Annotated in this window: 19 protein-coding genes; 8 read left to right on the top strand and 11 right to left on the bottom strand. The window is 73.1% G+C overall.

Translation table 11 applies throughout. The features are described from left to right. Positions 1-14: 14 nt before the first annotated feature. From JAO84_RS15785 to JAO84_RS15760, 6 genes are all read right to left on the bottom strand, one after another. A complete protein-coding gene (locus tag JAO84_RS15785; RefSeq protein ID WP_370413463.1) occupies positions 15-521 on the bottom strand; it encodes a DUF3180 domain-containing protein in 507 nt (168 codons plus the stop codon). A 42-nt stretch (positions 522-563) separates the two neighbouring features. Next, positions 564-1,163, bottom strand: a complete 600-nt coding sequence (gene folK, locus JAO84_RS15780; protein WP_370413462.1) for a 2-amino-4-hydroxy-6-hydroxymethyldihydropteridine diphosphokinase — start codon at positions 1,161-1,163, stop codon at positions 564-566. After that, a complete protein-coding gene (gene folB / locus JAO84_RS15775; protein WP_356698728.1) occupies positions 1,160-1,519 on the bottom strand; it encodes a dihydroneopterin aldolase in 360 nt (119 codons plus the stop codon). The genes folK and folB overlap by 4 nt, the downstream gene beginning before the upstream one ends. Before the next feature lie 145 nt (positions 1,520-1,664). After that, positions 1,665-2,063, bottom strand: coding sequence for a nuclear transport factor 2 family protein (locus JAO84_RS15770; RefSeq protein ID WP_370416776.1), 399 nt, complete (start codon positions 2,061-2,063; stop codon positions 1,665-1,667). 92 nt (positions 2,064-2,155) lie between these two features. Continuing rightward, the gene (gene folP, locus JAO84_RS15765; RefSeq protein ID WP_370413461.1) at positions 2,156-3,019 is read right to left on the bottom strand and encodes a dihydropteroate synthase; all 864 of its coding nucleotides are present in this window, start codon (positions 3,017-3,019) and stop codon (positions 2,156-2,158) included. Between the two features lie 65 nt (positions 3,020-3,084). Continuing rightward, positions 3,085-4,929, bottom strand: a complete 1,845-nt coding sequence (locus tag JAO84_RS15760; RefSeq protein WP_370413460.1) for a phosphatidylglycerol lysyltransferase domain-containing protein — start codon at positions 4,927-4,929, stop codon at positions 3,085-3,087. Between the two features lie 180 nt (positions 4,930-5,109). On the opposite strand from JAO84_RS15760, the gene JAO84_RS15755 reads away from it, so the two are divergent. Next, on the top strand, positions 5,110-6,222 hold the full coding sequence (locus tag JAO84_RS15755; protein ID WP_370413459.1) for an alpha/beta hydrolase: 1,113 nt from the start codon (positions 5,110-5,112) through the stop codon (positions 6,220-6,222). On the opposite strand, the gene JAO84_RS15750 is transcribed toward JAO84_RS15755, so the two are convergent. After that, positions 6,209-7,252 (bottom strand): ABC transporter ATP-binding protein, encoded by a 1,044-nt coding sequence (locus JAO84_RS15750; protein WP_370413458.1) that lies wholly within the window; start codon positions 7,250-7,252, stop codon positions 6,209-6,211. The two genes, JAO84_RS15755 and JAO84_RS15750, sit on opposite strands and share 14 nt — an antisense overlap. An 84-nt stretch (positions 7,253-7,336) precedes the next feature. Here JAO84_RS15750 and JAO84_RS15745 point away from each other — a divergent pair, with 84 nt between their 5' ends. From JAO84_RS15745 to JAO84_RS15730, 4 genes are all read left to right on the top strand, one after another. After that, positions 7,337-8,029, top strand: a complete 693-nt coding sequence (locus tag JAO84_RS15745) for an ABC transporter permease (protein WP_370413457.1) — start codon at positions 7,337-7,339, stop codon at positions 8,027-8,029. A gap of 1 nt (position 8,030) precedes the next feature. Then, complete coding sequence (locus JAO84_RS15740) at positions 8,031-8,738, top strand: ABC transporter permease (RefSeq protein WP_370413456.1); 708 nt, start codon at positions 8,031-8,033, stop codon at positions 8,736-8,738. Further along, on the top strand, positions 8,735-9,733 hold the full coding sequence (locus JAO84_RS15735) for an ABC transporter substrate-binding protein (RefSeq protein ID WP_370413455.1): 999 nt from the start codon (positions 8,735-8,737) through the stop codon (positions 9,731-9,733). Before JAO84_RS15740 ends, JAO84_RS15735 begins: the two co-directional genes overlap by 4 nt. 131 nt (positions 9,734-9,864) lie before the next feature. Continuing rightward, positions 9,865-10,869: a hypothetical protein gene (locus JAO84_RS15730; RefSeq protein ID WP_370413454.1), complete on the top strand. Its 1,005-nt coding sequence runs from the start codon at positions 9,865-9,867 to the stop codon at positions 10,867-10,869. Between the two features lie 79 nt (positions 10,870-10,948). On the opposite strand, the gene JAO84_RS15725 is transcribed toward JAO84_RS15730, so the two are convergent. Then, a complete protein-coding gene (locus JAO84_RS15725) occupies positions 10,949-12,091 on the bottom strand; it encodes an NADH-quinone oxidoreductase subunit D (protein ID WP_370413453.1) in 1,143 nt (380 codons plus the stop codon). Positions 12,092-12,111: 20 nt separating this feature from the next. After that, positions 12,112-13,224, bottom strand: a complete 1,113-nt coding sequence (locus JAO84_RS15720) for an SAM-dependent methyltransferase (RefSeq protein ID WP_370416775.1) — start codon at positions 13,222-13,224, stop codon at positions 12,112-12,114. Positions 13,225-13,384: 160 nt separating this feature from the next. Between JAO84_RS15720 and JAO84_RS15715 the strand changes: the two genes are divergently transcribed. Genes JAO84_RS15715 through JAO84_RS15705 form a run of 3 tightly spaced genes read left to right on the top strand, consistent with a single transcriptional unit; the run spans position 13,385 to position 15,929 of the window. Further along, positions 13,385-14,605, top strand: a complete 1,221-nt coding sequence (locus JAO84_RS15715; protein WP_370413452.1) for a sensor histidine kinase — start codon at positions 13,385-13,387, stop codon at positions 14,603-14,605. A 21-nt stretch (positions 14,606-14,626) separates the two neighbouring features. Further along, positions 14,627-15,304, top strand: coding sequence for a response regulator (locus JAO84_RS15710; RefSeq protein ID WP_370413451.1), 678 nt, complete (start codon positions 14,627-14,629; stop codon positions 15,302-15,304). Positions 15,305-15,317: 13 nt separating this feature from the next. Next, positions 15,318-15,929 (top strand): AAA family ATPase, encoded by a 612-nt coding sequence (locus JAO84_RS15705; RefSeq protein ID WP_370416774.1) that lies wholly within the window; start codon positions 15,318-15,320, stop codon positions 15,927-15,929. Between the two features lie 6 nt (positions 15,930-15,935). Here JAO84_RS15705 and JAO84_RS15700 read toward each other — a convergent pair whose 3' ends face one another. Both JAO84_RS15700 and JAO84_RS15695 read right to left on the bottom strand, forming a co-directional pair. Then, positions 15,936-17,030 carry a DUF5937 family protein gene (locus tag JAO84_RS15700; RefSeq protein WP_370413450.1) on the bottom strand — a complete coding sequence of 365 codons (1,095 nt, stop codon included), beginning with the start codon at positions 17,028-17,030 and terminating at the stop codon, positions 15,936-15,938. Between the two features lie 625 nt (positions 17,031-17,655). After that, entirely contained in the window at positions 17,656-18,825 is a 1,170-nt protein-coding gene (locus JAO84_RS15695) for a low specificity L-threonine aldolase (protein ID WP_370413449.1), read from the bottom strand. Positions 18,826-18,924 lie beyond the last annotated feature (99 nt).

Genomic DNA, 18,924 nt, shown 5'->3' with positions numbered 1-18,924 from the left:
GCGCGGGAGGTGGGTCAGGAGGCCCGGGCCCGGCCCGGGCCTTCGCCGTTTCCGCTTCCGTCGCCGTCTCCGTCCTCCGGGAGTTTGCAGACGCGTTCCAGGAAGAGGGCCGCGGCGATGACGCCGATGGCCGCCAGGACGGCGAAGGCGGCGTAGATGGCCTGGTCGCGGCGGGCGGGGACGTCGAGGGAGCCGAGGAGGAAGACGCCCGTGCCGCCGTACATGCCGGCGACCAGGGCGGCGACCAGGGCGCTGGCCTGGCCGAAGACGACGGCGCGGGCGGCCATCAGGGGTTCGACGCCCTTGGCGCCGGGGCGGCGCTCGCGCTGGGCCTTGAGGCGGGCGCGCAGCGAGAGGGCCGTGGCGGTGAGGACGACGGCGATGGCGGCGAGGACGATGGGGGCCGCGAGCGGCACGCTGGGGAGCGTGCCGAGCGAGTCCCACAGGCGGGCGGCGCCCCAGGACAGGATGCCGGCGCCGAGGAACAGTCCGGCGAGCACCTTGAGCCGCAGTTGTTTCACCGGGTGTCCTTCGTCCGTGGGTGTCTTCGAGGAGCGTAACGACTACTCGGGGAGTCGGAGTTCCAGGTCGGGGCGCGGCACGACGCCTTCGGTGCCGAGGGCGGCGAGGAGGTCGGCGACGGGGCCGTGTCCGGGGAGCTGGGCGTCGGGGTCCACGTCGTGCCAGGGGGCGAGGACGAAGGCGCGCTGGTGGGCGCGGGGGTGCGGGAGGGTGAGGACGGGGTCGTCGCGGACGACGTCGGCGTACGTGATGATGTCGACGTCGATGGTGCGGGCGCCCCAGCGCTCCTCGCGGACCCGGTGGAAGGCCTCCTCGACGGCGTGGGCGCGCTCCAGGAGCGAGGACGGCGGGAGGGTGGTCCGGACGAGGACGACGGCGTTGAAGTACGAGGGCTGGGAGCCGGGCTCGACGCCCCAGGGCTCGGTCTCGTAGACGGGGGAGACGGCCTTGACACGGAGGCCGGGGGTGTCTTCGAGGGCGTCGACGGTGCCCTGGAGGGTCTCCAGGCGGTTGCCGAGGTTGGCGCCGAGGGCGAGGACGGCCCATTTGGGGTTGGAGAGGGTGACGTCCGCGGCGTCCACGGCGGCGGTGACGGCGGCGGGGACGGGCTGCACGGTGGGGTCGCTGTGCTGGGGCTTCATGCGCGGCTCCGGGTGATGGTGACGGTCACGTCGTCGAAGGGGACGGTGATGGGCGCGTCCGGCTTGTGGACGACGACCTCGACCTCCTGGACGCCGGCGTGCTTGAGGCACTGCTGGGCGATGCGCTCGGCGAGCGTTTCGATGAGGTCCACGGGCTCGCCCTGGACGACGTCGACGACCTCTTCGGCGACGACGCCGTAGTGGACGGTCTTCGTGAGGTCGTCGTCGGCGGCCGCGGCGCGGGTGTCGAGGCCGAGGGTGAGGTCGACGATGAAGGTCTGGCCCTCCTCGCGCTCCTTGGGGAAGACGCCGTGGTGTCCTCGGGCCTTGAGGCCGCGCAGCGCGACACGATCCACGCGAATCACTCCTGCTGTCGTAGTTCGGATGGCCACGCAGCCGGGTGCGGACGGCCGGGTGTCCAGCATCGAATCTACCCGCGGGGACCGACAGCCGGACGGGGGGCTCCTGACCGGCGGTGCAGTCGGTCGCTCGGTCGGGGGTTCAGTCGGTGGTGTCGTCGGGGTCGGCGGGGTCGGTCTCGGGGATGACCGGGGAGCCGTGGTGGGACCACACCTTCCACCCGTCCGACGTGCGGCGGAAGACGTTGGTGGCGACGACGAGCTGTCCGACGAGGGGTCCGAGTTCGGCGCCGTCCTCGGCGGGTCCGCCGCTGAGGATGTTCTCGGTGCACGTGACGATGGCCACGTCGTCGGCGAGGGAGATCTCGACGTCGGTGAGGAAGAACTGGATGTAGTCGGTGTTCGCCATGATCAGGGCGTACGAGCGGAGCACCTCGCCGCGGCCGGTGAGGACGGGCCAGCCGGGGTGGACGCAGGAGATGGCGGTGGCGCCGTCGTCGAGCCAGAGGTCGGTGACGGTGTCGAAGTCCCCCTGTTCCATCGCTTCGTAGAAGGCGGTGTTGGCGGCTTCCACGGCGGCCCGGTCGGCTTCGCGGGCGGGTCCGCGGTCGGGGCCGCGGTCGCGGGCGTGGGTCACCGGGCTCCTTCGACGGCTCTGGCGACGCGTACGGCGTCGGCGGTGGCGCGGACCTCGTGGACGCGGACGGCCCAGGCGCCCTCGTGGGCGGCTATGGCGGAGACGGCGGCGGTGGCGGCGTCGCGTTCGCGGGCGGGCGGCGGGGCGGTGCCGGGTTCGCGGGTGAGGACGTGGCCGAGGAAGCGCTTGCGGGAGGCGGCGACGAGGAGGGGGCGGCCGAGGGCGCGGAGCTCGGGGAGGTGCGCGACGAGGGCGAGGTCGTGGGGGGCGAGCTTGGCGAAGCCGAGGCCGGGGTCGATGACGATGCGTTCGGGGGCGATGCCGCCGTCGACGACGGCCTCCATGCGGGTGCGGAGTTCGGTGACGACCTCGGTGACGACGTCGTCGTACACGGCGAGGCTGTTCATGTCGGCGCTGAAGCCGCGCCAGTGCATGACGACGAAGGGGGCGTGGGTGGCGGCGACGGTGGGGATCATGGCGGGGTCGGCGAGGCCGCCGCTGACGTCGTTGACGAGGGTGGCGCCGGCGTCTATGGCGGCGGCGGCGACGCGGGCGCGCATGGTGTCGACGGAGACGGTGACGCCTTCGGCGGCGAGGCCGCGGACGACGGGGACGACGCGGCGGAGTTCTTCGTCCTCGTCGACGCGGGTGGCGCCGGGGCGGGTGGACTCGCCGCCGACGTCGACGAGGTCGGCGCCTTCGGCGACGAGGTCGAGGCCGTGTTTGACGGCGGCCGTGGTGTCGAACCAGCGGCCGCCGTCGGAGAAGGAGTCGGGGGTCACGTTGACCACGCCCATGACCGCGCAGCGGTCCCACTCCGGCAGGCCTCGTACCGTGCCCCGGTCGATCGTCGTACTCATGTCTCCAGCCTAGGTCCTGTCCGGCGGACAGGACCTAGGCCCGACGGTCCGCGGGGTCTTCCCGGTCAGGCGGCGCGGACCTCGTGCTCGGCCTGCGAGGGGACGATGTGGGCGCAGGGGCGGGGGGTCGGGGTGGGCTTGCGGCGGGTGAAGGGGCGGGGCAGGGAGAGGTTCACGAAGCCTTCGGCCTGCATGGCGGCGAAGCCGATGCGGGGGAGGTCGCCGCTTTTGCGGTAGACGACGAAGCGGGGTTCCCAGCGGGGCTGGAACTTGGCGTTGAACTTGTAGAGGGACTCGATCTGGAACCAGCGGGAGAGGAAGACGAGGAGTCCGCGCCAGATGCGCAGGACGGGTCCGGCGCCGATCTTCTCGCCGCGGGCGAGGGCGGCCCGGAACATGGCGAAGTTGAGGGAGACGCGCTCGATGCCGAGGCGGGGGGACTGCTGGAGGGCGGCGACGATGAGGAGTTCGTTCATGCCGGGGTCGGCGCTGCGGTCGCGGCGCATGAGCTCCAGGGACATGCCGTCGGTGCCCCACGGGACGAAGTGGATGATCGCCTTCAGGTCGCCGTAGGGGGAGCTGCCGGCGGTGTCGTCGTCCTCTTTGTGGGCGGTCGCTATGACCGCCTCTCCGTCGCCGGGGCCGCCGATGCGGCCGAGGGCCATGGAGAAGCCGCGTTCGGTGTCGGTGCCGCGCCAGTCCTCGGCGGCGCGGCGGACGCGTTCGAGTTCGGCCTCGCCGAGGTCGGAGACGCGGCGGACCTTGGTGGTGTAGCCGTTGCGTTCGATGCGCTTGACCATCTGGCGGACGTTGCGCATGGCGCGGCCGGAGAGGGAGAAGTCGGCGACGTCGACGACGGCCTCGTCGCCGAGTTCGAGGGCGTCGAGTCCGGTCTCGCGGGTCCAGACCTGGCCGCCGGTCTCGGAGCAGCCCATGACGGCGGGGGTCCAGGAGTGGGCCTTGGCCTCGTCCATGAAGCGTTCGATGGCGCCGGGCCAGGCCTCGACGTCGCCGATGGGGTCGCCGCTGGCGAGCATGACGCCGGAGACGACGCGATAGCAGACGGCGGCCTTGCCGCTGGGGGAGAAGACGACGCCCTTGTCGCGGCGGAGCGCGAAGTGGCCGAGGGAGTCGCGGGCGCCGTGCTTGTCGAGGAGGGCGCGCAGCCGGGTCTCGTCGTCCTCGGTGAGCCGGGCGGCCGGGTGCTCGGGGCGGAAGGCGAGGTAGATGGTGGTGAGGGCGGTGAGCATGCCGAGGGCGCCGAGGGAGTAGCCGACGGTCCAGCCGGTGTTGCCGGCGTAGTCGACGGGGCCTTCGATGCCGAACAGGCCGTAGAGGACGTGTTCGAGGCGGTCGGTGAGGCTGGGGCTGCCGATGACGCGGCGGGGGTGGGCGCTGACGATGGCCAGGCCGAGGGCGAGGGAGCCGGCGCCCATGAGGATGAAGTTGGCGAGGGCGCGCCAGCGGCTGCGCGGGTCGGGCAGGGCGGCGAACTGGTCGCGGTGCACGGCGAGCAGGGTGACGAGCGCGAGGGAGAGCACGGCGCCGGTGACGGAGTGGCGCCAGGTGAGCTGGGCGGCGGCGCCGAGCGGCAGCAGGACGACGGCGGCGCGCCAGGCGCGGCGCTTGTTGCGCTTGAGGCCGTGGGCGAGGAGCAGCAGCAGGACGCCGGCGCTGAGCGAGAGGGCGGCGGAGAGCGGCCCGAGGGTGCCGGGCAGGACCTCGGCGGCGGCGTGCATCTTGCTGACGCGGAACCGCGGGAGGATGCCCGCGGCGATGTCGATCAGGCCGATGAGCGTGCAGGCCGTGCCGACGAGTGCCGGGACCTTCTCCGGTCGGGGGCCGCGTACGATCCGGCGCACCCGATTCGGAACCGATCCTGATTTGTCCCCATCTACCGTGACAGACATCGCTTCCCGTGCTTCCCCTGGTTCCGCGCTCAGCGAGAGATCGTTGGTCCGGCGGGCCACGGCGCTTGGGCGGGCCGTGCCGGAGGTTTTGCGCCTTCTAGGACGGAGCAGCGATGGGGCGGGTTCACTCGCTCTACGGGAAATCTCAGGGAAAAATCAGGAAGAAAGCTCAGACGTCACATGGGTCTCACCAGCAACAAAGTCCTCGCGCTGGCGGTCGTCGTCGCCGTGGTGTTCTTCGCCGCCACGGTCTGGCTGTGGCCACGCCTGGCGCGCGGCGGCTGGAAGGCCGTCGTGGGGCGGATCGGCATGCTGCTCGTCACCCAGCTGGCGCTGTTCGCCTCGCTGGGTCTGGCCGCGAACAAGTCGTTCCTCTTCTACGGCTCCTGGGCGGACCTGTTCGGCCAGGAGCAGGAGCTCGGCGTGGTCGTGGACCACTCGGCCGGCTCGCGTGACGTGCAGGTCGTCGGCACCCAGGCGCTCGACGTGCCGGGCGGCGGGCGTCCTTCGGTCGGCGGACAGATACAGAAGGTCGTCATAGCGGGCGAGAAGTCGGGGATCGACTCCCCGGCGTACGTGTATCTGCCGCCGGAGTACTTCCAGGGCCGGTACGCGAAGTCGACGTTCCCGGCCTCGGTGGTGCTCACCGGTTACCCGGGCACGGCGGAGAACCTGCTCAAGGGCCTGAAGTACCCCCGGACGGCCTATCAGCAGGCCAAGGACAAGAAGATGCAGCCGATGATCCTGGTGATGCTGCGGCCGACCGTGGCGCCGCCCCGGGACACCGAGTGCGTGGACGTGCCGGGCGGCCCGCAGACCGAGACCTTCTTCGCCGAGGACCTGCCGAAGGCGATCTCGCAGACCTACCGGGTCGGTACGCAGGCCCGGAACTGGGGCTTCATGGGCAACTCGACCGGCGGCTACTGCGCGCTGAAGATCGTGCTGCACCACCCGGACCGGTTCGCGGCGGGCGCCGGCTTCTCCGCGTACTACAAGGCGGCGGACGACGTGACGACCGGCGACCTGTTCCACGGGGACAAGGCGGCGAAGAACCGGGCCGACCTGCTGTGGAGCCTGGACCACACGCCCCCGCGGAACACCTCGTTCCTGGTGACCTCCTCGCGGCAGGGCGAGGGCAACCTGAAGGGGACGAAGGAGTTCATCCGCAAGGTGAAGGCCCCGGCCCGGGTCTCGTCGATCATGCTCGACAGCGGCGGCCACAACTTCAACACCTGGAACCGGGAGATCCCGCCGGGCCTGGTGTGGATGGCGGGCCGGCTCAGCGCGAGCTGAGCTGTTCGGGTACGGGTTCGGGTGCGGGTTCCGGCACGGATACGGCGGTACGGCGCAGGGCGCGGTGGACCCCGGCCGTGGTGAGGGAGCCGAGCACCCGGTCGGGCGCGCCGGGCGCGTGGACGGCGACCCGGCCGGCGTCGTGCTGGAGGAGGACGGCGAGGGCGTCCTTCAGGGAGGCGCCGAGGACGACGGCGGGGTGCGCGTCCGGGGTCTCCGGCAGGTTGTCCGGAGCCGGGGCCTCCGGGGCCTCCGGGGCCTCCAGGTCGGCCTCGGTGACCGGGGTGACGGCGAGCCGCTTCAGGCTCCGGTCCGCGCCGACGAAGTCGGCCACGTACGGGGTGGCGGGCGCGGCGAGCACGGTGGCCGGGGTGTCGAACTGCTCGATGCGGCCCTGCCCGTAGACGGCGATCCGGTCGCCGAGCCGGACCGCCTCCTCCAGGTCGTGGGTGACGAAGAGCACCGTCTTGCGGACGGTGGCCTGGAGCCGCAGGAACTCGCTCTGCAGATGCTCGCGCACCACCGGGTCGACCGCGCCGAAGGGCTCGTCCATGAGCAGCACCGGCGGATCGGCGGCGAGCGCCCGGGCCACCCCGACCCGCTGGCGCTGCCCGCCGGACAGCTGCTCGGGGTAGCGGTGGCCGTAGGTGCCGGGGTCCAGGCCGACCAGGTCGAGGAGTTCGGCGGCACGCTCGCGCGCCTTCGCCTTCTTCCAGCCGAGCAGGGCCGGGACGGTGGCGGTGTTGTCGAGGACGGTGCGGTGCGGGAAGAGGCCGACCTGCTGGATGACGTAGCCGATGGTGCGGCGGAGCCGGACCGGGTCGACGGCGGCGACGTCCTCGCCGCCGAGCAGGATCCGGCCGGAGCTCGGTTCGACGAGCCGGTTCACCATCTTCATGGTGGTGGTCTTGCCGCAGCCGGACGGGCCGACGAGCGTGACCAGTTCGCCTTCGGCGACCTCGAAGGTCAGGTCGTCCACGGCCGTCGTGCCGTCCGCGTACCGCTTGGTCACCTGCTCGAACCGGATCATGGTTCCCCATTCTCACCCATTGTCAGTGCCGGGGGTTAGGGTCGCCAGACAGAAGTGCGAAAACGCGCGGGGGAGGGGGTGCGCATGGCCACGGCGAACTGCCTGGTGACGAACGACTGGATCTGCGGGGAGTATCTGCGCACCCGCACCCAGGAGTTGACCGACGCCACCGTCCAACATGTGGGAATCACCACGGCGTCGGTGCTGCTCGGCCTGCTCGTCGCCTTCCCGCTGGCGCTCCTGGTGCGCGCCCGGCCGCGCTGGGCGGGTCCGGTCCTCGGCCTCACCACCCTGCTCTACACGATCCCCTCGCTCGCGATGTTCTCGCTGCTCCTGCCCTTCCTCGGGCTGTCCACCGCGCTCGTCGTGACCGGCCTCGTGCTCTACTCGCTGACCATCCTGGTCCGCGGCGTCCTGGCCGGCCTCGCCGCCGTGCCCGCCGAGACCCGGGAGGCGGCGCGAGGCATGGGGTACGGGTCGGGCCGGCTGCTCTGGGAGGTCGAACTGCCCCTCGCGCTCCCGGCCCTGATGGCCGGCATACGGATGGCGACGGTCTCCACCATCGCGCTCACCACCGTCGGCTCGGTCGTCGGCCGCGGCGGCCTCGGCAACCTCATCGAGGACGCCCTGCCCACCTTCTTCAAGGCCCAGGTGCTCGCCGCCTCCGTGCTGTGCGTGCTCCTCGCGGTCGCCGCCGACCTGCTGCTGCTCGGCCTCCAGCGGCTCCTGACCCCCTGGACCCGGGTCCGGGTCCGGGCCGCGGCGGGGGGTGGGTGAGATGGGGGTCTTCGCGGACACCTGGACCTGGCTCACCACCGGCGCCCACTGGACCGGGGAGAACGGGGTGGGCCACCGGCTCGCCGAGCACCTGTACGTGAGCGGGACGGCGCTGCTCCTCGCCTGCGCCGTCGCCCTGCCCCTCGGCCTCTGGCTCGGCCACCTCGGGCGGGGCGGCGCGCTCGCGGTCAACGTCTCCAACGCGGGCCGGGCCGTCCCCGTCTTCGCGGTCCTCGCCCTCTTCATGGTGTCGCCGCTGCGCAACGCCGGATACGTGCCGACGGTCGTCGCGCTCGTCCTCTTCGCGATACCCCCGCTGCTCACCCACGCCTATGTGGGCGTACGGGAGGTGGACCGGGCCGTCGTCGAGGCTGCCCGCGGCATGGGCATGTCCGGCGGGCAGCTGTTCCGCGGGGTCGAACTGCCCCTCGCCCGGCCGCTGCTGATGACCGGACTGCGCTCCGCCGCCGTCCAGGTGGTCGCCACCGCGACCATCGCCGCGATGGTCGGCCAGGGCGGCCTCGGCCGGGTCATCACCGCCGGCTTCAACACGTACAACACACCGCAGGTGGTCGCGGGCGCCGTGCTCGTGGCCCTGCTCGCCCTTCTCGTGGAGGGGCTGCTCGTGGCGGCGGACCGGTTGCTCGGCCGCGCCGGACGACCGGTCGGAAGACCGGCCGCAGGACCGACCGCAGGACCGAAGGGATGATCTTTGTGAGCAGGACCTTGCGCAGCACGGGGGCGGCACTGGGCGCGATGGCGCTGGCCGTCTCGCTCGCCGCGTGCGGGGGCGGCGACAGCCTGGAGAACTCCAAGGCCGGCGGCGGGCAGGGCGGGAGCGGGGCCGGGGGCGGCGGGAAGGGCTCGGTCGTGGTCGGCGCGGCCGCCTTCACCGAGGCCAAGGTGCTCGCCGAGCTCTACGCCCAGGTGCTCGACGACGCCGGATACTCCGCGAGCGTCACCACCGTGAAGAATCGCGAGCTGTACGAACCGTCCCTGGAGAAGGGCGAGATCGACGTCGTACCGGAATACGCGGCCACGCTCGCCGAATTCCTCAACGCGAAGGCGAACGGGCCGAAGGCCCCCGAGGAGCGGCCGGTCGCCTCCGGGGACCCCGCCGCCACCACCGAAGCCCTGAAGAAGCTCGCCGAGCCGCGCGGACTGAAGGTGCTGCCGTTCGGCGCGGCCGTCGACCAGAACGCCTTCGCCGTGAGCCGGGAATTCGCGGAGAAGAACAAGCTGACCACGCTTTCCGATCTCGGCCGCGCCAAGCTGAAGGTGAAGATCGCCGCCGGCGACGAATGCGAGATCCGCCCCTTCTGCGCGCCCGGTCTGAAGAAGACCTACGGCATCGACGTCGCCGGCGTCGACCCCAAGGGAGTCGGCACCCCGCAGGCCAAGCAGGCCGTCAAGGACGGGGTGGACCAGCTCGTCCTCACCACCACCACGGACGCCACCGTGGAGTCCTTCGGACTCGTCTTCCTGCAGGACGACAAGAAGCTGCAGAACGCGGACAACGTGCTGCCGGTCGTCAATGCCAAGGACGCCGGATCGCCGGAGATAGCCGCCGCCCTCTTCAAGATCACCCAGGTCCTGAGCACGGCGGATCTCGCCGAACTCAACCGCAAGGTCGACGCCGAGCGGGCGAAGCCCGAGGACGTCGCGAAGGACTATCTGGAGTCGAAGGGGCTGCTCAAGAAGTAGGCCCGGGAGAAGCGGAGTCGGCCCGGCCCGTCGGGTAAAGGCGACGGGCCGGGGCGGCGACGGCGAGAACTCGCCAAGAGATTGCCGGGGCGACCCCCCATACCGCGCCTACGCACGGTAAATTTCAGGCCATGCCACGTGGACGCCACCGCCATTCCCCGCCCCTGCACAAGCTCCTGCCGCCCTCCGCGGTCGCCGGGGCTTCGGTCGTCTGTGCCGCGGGCGCCTGGCTGCTCGGTGATCCCGTGGTGCTGCGGCTGCTCGTCGCGGCCGCGGCGGCCGCCGCCGTCACCGGCGCCGTCCTCATGCGCAGTTGGGACCGCGAGGCCGGCCGCCAGGTCGCCGAGCTCGACCGGGCCCGCACCGCCGACCAGTGGAAGCACGAGGAGCGGATCGCCGAGCTGGAGTCCGACCTCGACGAGTCGCGCGAGCTGCGCACCCGCCTGGACGCCAAGCTGCGCGCCAAGCGCGTCGAGCTGGCCGGTCTGCGCACCGAGCACGCCGACCTGCTCCGCCGCTACGCCACGGCCGAGACCGAGCGCGCCAGCGCCCTGGAGGGGCGCCGCATGCTCGCCCTGGAGTCCTCCGCCGCGGCCTCCGGCGCCGTCAAGGAACTCCCGGCCGCCGGCTCCACGCCGACGCCCGAGGCCTACCGCCGTGCCGCCGAGGCGCTGCGCAAGCTCGCGGGAGGGACGGACGAGGAGGCGGAGGAGCAGGCCGACCCCGAGCCGGAGCCGGAAGTGCAGGCGGAAGCCGCTCCCGTACCGGCGCCCGCGGCCGCGCCCGAGCCCGCGCAGGACGAGGCCGACCACACCAAGGCCCCCGCGATGCGCCATGTGCCCGCCGCGGCCGCGATCGTCCCGTACGCCGCGCGCCGGGCGGCCCGCCCCACCGGCAACTTCGACTACTTCGGCACCCAGAGCACGCAGCCCGCGATCGGCGCCAAGAAGGCCGCCGCCGCGATCGAGGCCGTCCAGGACACGGACCTGGCCGACGTCGTCGGCGAGGAGGTCCTCGCGGCCGCCACGCCGCGCCCCCTGGAGCAGCGCGCGGTCGGCCAGGTCATCGACCTGACCGCGCACGACGAGACCGAGCAGCTGGACGTGGCGGAGCTGCGCGGCGCGGTCAGCTCGTAACGGCCGTAACGCCGAAGGCAGCGCAGAAGGCGCCGGTGGAATCATCCACCGGCGCCTTCCGCATTCGTGCCCGCTCGCGCTACTTGTCGATGTCGCCGACCACGAAGAACAGCGAGCCGAGGATCGCCACCATGTCCGCGACCAGCGTCCCCGGCAGCAGCTCCACCAGCGCCTGGATGTTGTTGTACGAGGCCGAGCGCAGCTTCAGCCGGTACGGCGTCTTCTCGCCCTTGGAGACCAGGTAGTAGCCGTTGATGCCGAGCGGGTTCTCGGTCCAGGCGTAGGTGTGGCCCTCCGGCGCCTTCAGGACCTTCGGTAGCCGCTGGTTGATCGGCCCCTGCGGCAGCGCGTCGAGCCGGTCCAGACAGGCGTCGGCGAGTTCGAGCGCGTTGTGGGTCTGGTCGAGCAGGCACTCGAAGCGGGCCAGGCAGTCGCCCTCGGTCCGGGTCACCACCCGCAGCACGTCCTGGAGTTCCCCGTACGCGAGATACGGCTCGTCCCGGCGCAGGTCGAAGTCGACCCCCGAGGCGCGGGCGATCGGCCCGGACACCCCGTACGCGTGCACCGTCTCCGGGCGCAGCACGCCGACCCCGCGGGTCCGGCCGCGGAAGATCTCGTTGCCGAGGACAAGCCGGTCGTACACGTCCATCCGCGACCGCACGTCCGCGACCGCCTGCCGTGCCCGCCCCAGCCAGCCCGCCGGCAGGTCCTCCTTCAGGCCGCCGACCCGGTTGAACATGTAGTGCATCCGGCCGCCGGAGACCTCCTCCATGACGGTCTGGAGCTCCTCGCGCTCGCGGAACGCGTGGAAGACGGGCGTGATGCCGCCCAGTTCGAGCGGGTACGAGCCGAGGAACATCAGATGGTTGAGCACCCGGTTCAGCTCGGCGAGCAGCGTCCGCGTCCACACCGCCCGCTCCGGCACCTCCATGCCGAGCATCCGCTCGACGGCCATGACGACCCCGAGCTCGTTGGAGAACGCCGACAGCCAGTCGTGCCGGTTGGCCAGCATCACGATCTGCCGGTAGTCCCGGGCCTCGAACAGCTTCTCCGCGCCGCGGTGCATGTACCCGACGACCGGCTCGGCCTCCCGGATCACCTCGCCGTCGAGGACCAGGCGCAGCCGGAGCACGCCGTGCGTGGAGGGATGCTGCGGCCCGATGTTCAGCACCATGTCGGTGCTCTCCGCCGCGCCGCCGATGCCGACCGTGGTCTCCGTCATGCGGTCAGTATCTCGCGCGGTCACCCTTCCCTGTCAGGCACCCGCTGGACCAGCCACCGGAAGTCGCCGAGGCCGCCGGTGGCCGTCAGCTCCGCGGCCTCGCCCGCCGCGGCCAGCGCGCGGACGTATCCGGCGGGGTCGGTGGTGGCGAGCGCGAGCGGCGGCCGGGTCCCGGTCACGCCGAGCTCGTGCAGCGCCTCGCGCTGGGTGAGGAGCCTGGTGCCGGAGGCGGTGCCGGAGCCGGTGCTGGAGCCGAGGCCGGTGGTGCAGGTGGTGTCCGTGGTGCGGGTGGTGCCGGAGCCCGCGCCCGCGCCCGCGCCCGTGCCGAGGCCGGTGCCAGAGCCCGTGCCTGCGCCCGTGCCCGAGCCCGAGCCTGCGCCCGAGCCGGGCGGCATGGCGTACGGCACCGCCGCCGCGCACGCGTCCAGGGCCACGTGCGCGGTCAGGTCCCGGCTGCCGTCCGGCACCGGCGGGACCTCGCGCCCGCCGCGGAAGCCGGTGAGGGTGCCGAAGGGCGGCCGGGCGGGGGCCAGGTGCGCGTAGTCGACGGCGACCGCCGTGCTGCCCGGTGCGAGCGCGCCGACCGCCGCCGCCCAGGCCTCGTCGCGGGTCCGGCCGATCTCCGCCCGTTCGCCCGGCTCCCGCAGCGGCCACCAGCGCGCCAGCCACCGCGCGTCCGCGCCGGTCACGACCGCGCCCAGCCGCTCCGTACCGCCCGCGTCGACCTCCACGTACCGCACCGTGCCGTCCTCGTCGGCCTGCGCCACGTCCACCGGCACGTTGTCCAGCCACTCGTTCGCGAAGAGAAGTCCCCGCGCGCCCTCCGGGACCCGCCCCGTCCAGGTGATCCGCGGGTCCAGGCCGGCCGGGCGGGCGGCGCGCTCCACCCCGTACGCCCGGATCCGCAGGTCGGACGGCGCCGCAGCGAGGACCCCGGTGAGCAGCTCGCCGCGGCCCGCGCCCATGTCCACGAACACCGGCTCGTCGGTGTCCAGCTCCTCCGCCACCCGGACGAGGAGGCGGGCCACCGCGCCCGCGAACAGCGGGGAGGCGTGGACCGAGGTCCGGAAGTGCCCGGCCGGTCCCTCGGGCCGCAGGAAGAAGCCCCCGGGGCCGTACAGGGCCCGTTCCATGGCCTCCCGCCAGCCGAGCCACCCCGGCCACCGCCCCTGCGATTCACCCGTCTCGTCCGTCACGTGCCCCAGTCTCCACCTTGGGGAGTAGGGGCCGGAGCGGAAGGATCGCCCCCACGGTTGACCCCTGCACCTATCCGCTTTCCCTACGCTGGGTCACGTGCAGCGCCTCTACGACTTCCTCCGCAGACACCCGACGGGCGTCGACACCTTCTGGGCCGTCGTCCTCTTCGGGTTCTCCCTGCTGTGGGTGGCCTCGAAGCCCACGGGGACCACGGGGACCGGCGAGGGGGGACCCGCGGCGTACGCCGTCGTCGCGGCGCTGCTCTCCCTGGTCGTGGCGCTGCGCCGGCGCATGCCGGAGAAGATGCTGGTGCTCACGGTGCTGCTCGGCCTCGCGCAGCTCGCCTTCGGCCTCGTGCCGTTCATGGCCGACTTCGCCATGCTCGTGATCATCTACACCGTCGCCGCGCACGACGGCCCGCGCTGGGCCTCCCGGCTCGCCCTCGCCGGCGGGCTGAGCGCCGCGACCCTCTCCCAGCTGCGCTGGCCGCTGGAGGACGGCGCGGAGTCCTCCGCCGCCAAGATCTTCTTCACGGTCATCATGACCGTGCCCTTCGCCCTCGCCTGGGTGCTCGGCGACTCCCTGCGCACCCGCCGCGCCTACTTCGCCCAGCTGGAGGAACGTGCCTCCCGCCTGGAGAAGGAGCGCGAGGCCCAGGCCAAGGTCGCCGTCGCCGCCGAGCGCGCCCGGATCGCCCGCGAGCTGCACGACGTCGTCGCCCACAACGTCTCCGTGATGGTGGTGCAGGCCGACGGCGCCGCCTACGTCATGGACTCCTCGCCCGAGACCGCCAAGCAGGCCCTGGAGACCATCTCCTCCACCGGCCGGCAGGCCCTCGCCGAGATGCGCCGGCTGCTCGGCATCCTGCGCACCGGCGAGCACCAGGAGGCCGGGGAGTACGTGCCGCAGCCCGACGTCCAGCAGATCGAGGACCTCGTCGAGCAGGTCCGCGGCGCCGGCCTCGCCGTCGACTTCAAGGTCGAGGGCACCCCGCGCCCGCTGCCCAGCGGCGTCGAGCTCACCGCGTACCGGATCGTCCAGGAAGCCCTCACCAACAGCCGCAAGCACGGCGGCCCCGACGTCGGCGCCAGCGTCCGGCTCGTCTACTTCGACGACGGCCTCGGCCTGCTCGTCGAGGACGACGGGCGCGGGGCGCCGCAGGAGATGTACGAGGACGGCGGCGCCGACGGCCGCGGCCACGGCCTGATCGGCATGCGCGAGCGCGTCGGCATGGTCGGCGGCACCCTGGACGCGGGCCCGCGCCCCGGCGGCGGCTTCCGCATCAGTGCCCTGCTCCCCCTCAAGCCCGCCCACTGACGACTCTTAAGGAGTCATTGCATGTCCATCCGCGTGATGCTCGTCGACGACCAGGTGCTGCTGCGCACCGGTTTCCGCATGGTGCTCGCCGCCCAGCCGGACATGGAGGTCGTGGCGGAGGCCGGTGACGGCGTCGAGGCCCTGGAGGCGCTGCGCGGCACCGAGGTCGACGTCGTCCTGATGGACGTGCGCATGCCCAAGCTGGACGGCGTGGAGACCACCCGCCGGATCTGCTCCGCGCCCGATGCCCCGAAGGTGCTGATCCTCACCACCTTCGACCTCGACGAGTACGCCTTCTCCGGGCTCAAGGCGGGCGCCAGCGGCTTCATGCTGAAGGACGTGCCGCCGGCCGAGCTGCTCGGCGCGATCCGCTCCGTCCACAGCGGCGACGCCGTCGTCGCCCCGTCCACCACCCGCCGGCTCCTCGACCGCTTCTCGCCGATGCTGCCGTCGAGCGGCCAGGACACCGGCCACAAGGACCTGGACAAGCTCACCGACCGCGAGCGCGAGGTCATGCTGCTCGTCGCGCAGGGCCTGTCCAACGGCGAGATCGCCGCCCGCCTCGTGCTCTCCGAGGCCACCGTGAAGACCCACGTCGGCCGCATCCTCACGAAGCTCGGGCTGCGGGACCGGGTGCAGGTGGTGGTCCTGGCGTACGAGACGGGGCTGGTGCGGGCGGGAGGGGCGGGGGGCCGCTGAGGTGCCCGCCGGCCTGCTGCTGTGGATCAACGGGCCGTTCGGCGGCGGCAAGACGCAGACGGCGTACGAGCTGCGCCGCCGGCTGCCCGGCAGCGTCGTCTGCGACCCCGAGCACATCGGCTTCGGCCTGCACCGCACGCTGCCGGAGGCGCTGCGCGGGGACTTCCAGGACCTGCCGGCCTGGCGGCAGGGCGTGTACGAGGTGCTCGACCTGGCACTGCGCCGCCACCGCGACGGGCCGGTGATCGTGCCCATGACGCTCGTCGAGCCCGCGTACTTCGCCGAGGTCGTCGGGCGGCTGCGGGACGCGCACGGCGCGGACCGGGTGCGGCACTTCGCGTTGCTCGCGGAGCGGGAGCGGGTTCTGCAGCGGCTCAGCGAGCGGGGCCTCGGGCGCGGGCTCAAGCGCGAGAGCTTCGCCGTACGGAAGCTGGACGGCTGCTTGGAGCGGCTCGCGGGCCCGGAGTTCGCCGACCACATCCGTACGGACGAGCTGACCGTGCCGCAGGTCGCCGAGCGGGTGGCGGGGCTTGCCGGACTGCCGATCGCGGCGAACACGGACGGGCGGGTGCGGCACCGGCTGCGGCGGATGCGGGTGGGTCTTGCCCACATCCGCTTCGACTAGCTGCGGTCAGCGGAGTACGGACTCCAGGAAGTCGCTGCCCAGGCGGGCGACCGCCGAGAAGTCCAGCTGGTGCAGCACGTACCGGCCGCGCCGCTGCGTGGTCAGCAGCCCCGCCTTCTTCAGGAGCGAGAGGTGCCGGGACACCTCCGGCGCAGTGATGCCGTACGCGTCCGCCAGCTCGCTCGTCGAGTACGCGCTGCGCGAGAGGTTCCGGCACAGGCTCATCCGCATGGGGTGCGCCAGCGCCTCCAGGCGCAGCCGCACCGTCTCCACGGACTCGGTGCCGCCGACCTCCTGGGCGGCCACCGGGTACTGGATCACCGGCTGCCAGCCGGGCGCGTACAGCGCGAACAGGTGCGGCCAGCCGAAGACGCTCGGCAGCAGCGTCACCGCGCTGCCCCGGGCCTCCGTGCGGCCCATGACCAGCTTGTCCACGACGATCCGGCGGCCGCCGTGCTCGTCCTCCTCCACGCTCAGCGCCGGCGACGCCGCCGTCAGCGCCTCCGCGAGGCCCTTGCGGCGGAGCAGCTCCGTCTTGTGCCGGGCGTCGGCGGCGAGCTGGACGCGGACCCGGCGCCAGGTGTCGCCGAAGAACGCGTCCTCGCAGTCCTCCATCAGGCGCCGGATCCACGCGCGCGTGGCGGTCGGATCCGCGAGCATCCGCTCCACGAACGCGGCCTGGCGCGGGCCGCGCGCCGCCGCCAGATCCAGCGCCCGGCGCCGCGACCAGGCGTCGACCAGCGGAGACGGCAGGCCCTTCGGGTAGTGGTTGGTGCTGCACGAGATCTCCAGGGCCGCGCCCACGAAGGTCTCGTCGTCCATCCGGTCGAGGTCGTCCAGCTCCTCCGCCAGGGTCTCCCGGGGCTGCGCCGGCATCAGGAAGTCGGAGCGCGTCGACCGCCACATGAAGTCGGCCTCCAGGAGGCGGTCCGCCAGCTCCGGCTTCAGCGCGGCGGAGGTCGCCGTCGTCCACGCGTGCAGCCGGGCGTGGTGGGCCGGCTCGGCCAGCGCGTGCAGCGCGTTGGCGAGTTCGGCCAGGGGCGACGGGCAGAAGGTGATCCGCTCGGGCGGCAGTCCGGTGATGTCGATGGTCACGCTCACCCCCCTATGGTGCGGGGTCCCTGGCGGGTGCTGTCGCGCCGTTTGACGACCCGCGTCAATCGGCGCGCGCCGCGGTTGTCCCCGGCCGCACGGTGACCTCATGAACGCTCTTCAGCAACACGCCCTGGACACGTACCGCGCCGCGCAGCACGGGAGCCCCGCGCTGCCGGTGCCGGGAGCGGGTGACCTTGCGGTGCTGCGGGCGGTGGTGCGGTGGTGGCGTGGGGGGCGCTCCGGTGGGCGCATTCGGGACTGCATGATTTACGGCGCGGTCGGCTCCGACGAGCCCTGAACGCCCCACATCCTGCGCCACAAATCACGCTTCACGTCCCGAACGTCGCCCCCCTGCACACCCCCCACTCCCGCCGGGGGTTCTGCCCAGGCCTGATGCCTCGTCCCGTTGTGGGCGGCTTCCCGTCCGCTGTGGGCCTTGCGCCGCTTCGTTGTGGGCCGCCCCGCCGTTCCCGTTGTGGGCATTCGTCCCGCTGGGGCGGGACGGGTGGGCACACGGGACGGCGCGCTCGGCGGCGCCTCCGCCCCCTGCGCCTGGACCCGCACCACGAGCGCGGCGCCCTCGGGCTGGGCCCCCAGGCCCAGGAGGCCCAGGCCCCGGCACGGGGCGCCGCTACAGCCGCCCCAGGAAGTCGCGTACCGCCGTGCGCACATCGGCCGGCGTCCACGCGAGGCCGGGCCCGCCCACCGTCAGTTCCGTCGCCGCGACCCCCGGCGGGCCGCCCGCGGGGGCGGGGAACCAGCGGCGGAAGAGGGTCGTGCCCGTCTCCTCCGCCTGGGCGAGGGCCGCGGCGGTGAGGGCGTCGGCGTCGTACGGGAGCCAGACCTGGAACTGGTGGGTGTGCGGGGCCTCCGGGTGGACCCGGAACCAGCCGGGGCCGCCCGGCTCCGCGAGGGCGTCGCGGAGGGCGGCGGCCACCACGCGCGCGTGGGCGACGTACGAGGGGAGGCGGGGCAGCTCCTCGGACAGGCCCCGCAGCGCGGAGAGCGCGGCCGGGTACTGCTGGAAGACCTGGCCCCCGTACCGGTGCCGCCAGATCCGCGCCTCCTCGATCAGCTCGTCGGGTCCGGCGAGGGCGGCGCCGGACAGGCCGCCGAGGGACTTGTAGAAGGACACGTACACGCTGTCGGCGAGCCCGGCGATCTCCGCGAGCGGGCGCCCGAAGTGCGTCGGGCAGTCCCACAGCCGCGCGCCGTCGAAGTGGACGACCGCGTCCCGCTCGCGTGCCGCGTCGACGACGGCGACCAGCTCGTCCCAGCCGGGCAGCACGAAGCCGGCGTCCCGCAGCGGCAGCTCCAGCATCAGGGCGCCGAAGCGCTCCGGGTGGTCGCGCACCTCGTCGGCGGTGGGCAGCCGGGGCTCGTCGGTGGGGTGGACCGTGCGCAGGCCGCTGACCGCGGCGAAGGCGTTGTTCTCGTGCACCTCGGGGTGGGCCAGCGGGTGCAGCGCGACCACCGGGTCGCCGGTGCGGGCGGCCCAGCAGCGCAGGGCGACCTGCTGGGCCATGGTCCCGGTGGGGAAGAAGGCCGCGGCGGGCATGCCGAGCTCCTCGGCGACCCGCTGCTCCAGCTCCTCGACGACCCCGTTGCCGTACATGTCGAGGGGCAGCTCGGCGCGGCCGGAGCCGTCCGCCCAGTCCGCCAGGTCGCGAAGCCGCGCGCCCACGGTGCCGTCCATCGGCGCGTTCCACAGCTTGCGCGGGGCGCCGCCCCACACCCGGGCCCGGTACGCCGGCCCCGACTCCTGCGCGGTGCTGTTCTCGGTCTCGTTCTGATCCTCCATGAGCAGATCATCACACCGCCGCCCACACCCTGTGGACAGCCACGGGCGAGCGCGAAACGCTGGCGTAGCATGACCAGAAATCGTCCGGTACCCCCCGAG

Source organism: Streptomyces fradiae (assembly GCF_041270065.1).
GTDB lineage: Bacteria > Actinomycetota > Actinomycetes > Streptomycetales > Streptomycetaceae > Streptomyces.
This window is presented reverse-complemented; position numbering and strand designations above follow the sequence as displayed.

Bases quoted from the DNA above. Each gene is read 5' to 3' on its own strand.
- JAO84_RS15695 (WP_370413449.1), bottom strand. From the start codon at position 18,825: ATGGAGGATCAGAACGAGACCGAGAACAGCACCGCGCAGGAGTCGGGG.
- folK (WP_370413462.1), bottom strand. From the start codon at position 1,163: ATGAAGCCCCAGCACAGCGACCCCACCGTGCAGCCCGTCCCCGCCGCC.
- JAO84_RS15770 (WP_370416776.1), bottom strand. From the start codon at position 2,063: ATGGAACAGGGGGACTTCGACACCGTCACCGACCTCTGGCTCGACGAC.
- folP (WP_370413461.1), bottom strand. From the start codon at position 3,019: ATGAGTACGACGATCGACCGGGGCACGGTACGAGGCCTGCCGGAGTGG.
- JAO84_RS15730 (WP_370413454.1), top strand. From the start codon at position 9,865: ATGCCACGTGGACGCCACCGCCATTCCCCGCCCCTGCACAAGCTCCTG.
- JAO84_RS15760 (WP_370413460.1), bottom strand. From the start codon at position 4,929: ATGTCTGTCACGGTAGATGGGGACAAATCAGGATCGGTTCCGAATCGG.
- JAO84_RS15740 (WP_370413456.1), top strand. From the start codon at position 8,031: ATGGGGGTCTTCGCGGACACCTGGACCTGGCTCACCACCGGCGCCCAC.
- JAO84_RS15735 (WP_370413455.1), top strand. From the start codon at position 8,735: ATGATCTTTGTGAGCAGGACCTTGCGCAGCACGGGGGCGGCACTGGGC.
- JAO84_RS15720 (WP_370416775.1), bottom strand. From the start codon at position 13,224: ATGGAACGGGCCCTGTACGGCCCCGGGGGCTTCTTCCTGCGGCCCGAG.
- JAO84_RS15755 (WP_370413459.1), top strand. From the start codon at position 5,110: ATGGGTCTCACCAGCAACAAAGTCCTCGCGCTGGCGGTCGTCGTCGCC.
- JAO84_RS15750 (WP_370413458.1), bottom strand. From the start codon at position 7,252: ATGATCCGGTTCGAGCAGGTGACCAAGCGGTACGCGGACGGCACGACG.
- JAO84_RS15745 (WP_370413457.1), top strand. From the start codon at position 7,337: ATGGCCACGGCGAACTGCCTGGTGACGAACGACTGGATCTGCGGGGAG.
- JAO84_RS15710 (WP_370413451.1), top strand. From the start codon at position 14,627: ATGTCCATCCGCGTGATGCTCGTCGACGACCAGGTGCTGCTGCGCACC.
- JAO84_RS15725 (WP_370413453.1), bottom strand. From the start codon at position 12,091: ATGACGGAGACCACGGTCGGCATCGGCGGCGCGGCGGAGAGCACCGAC.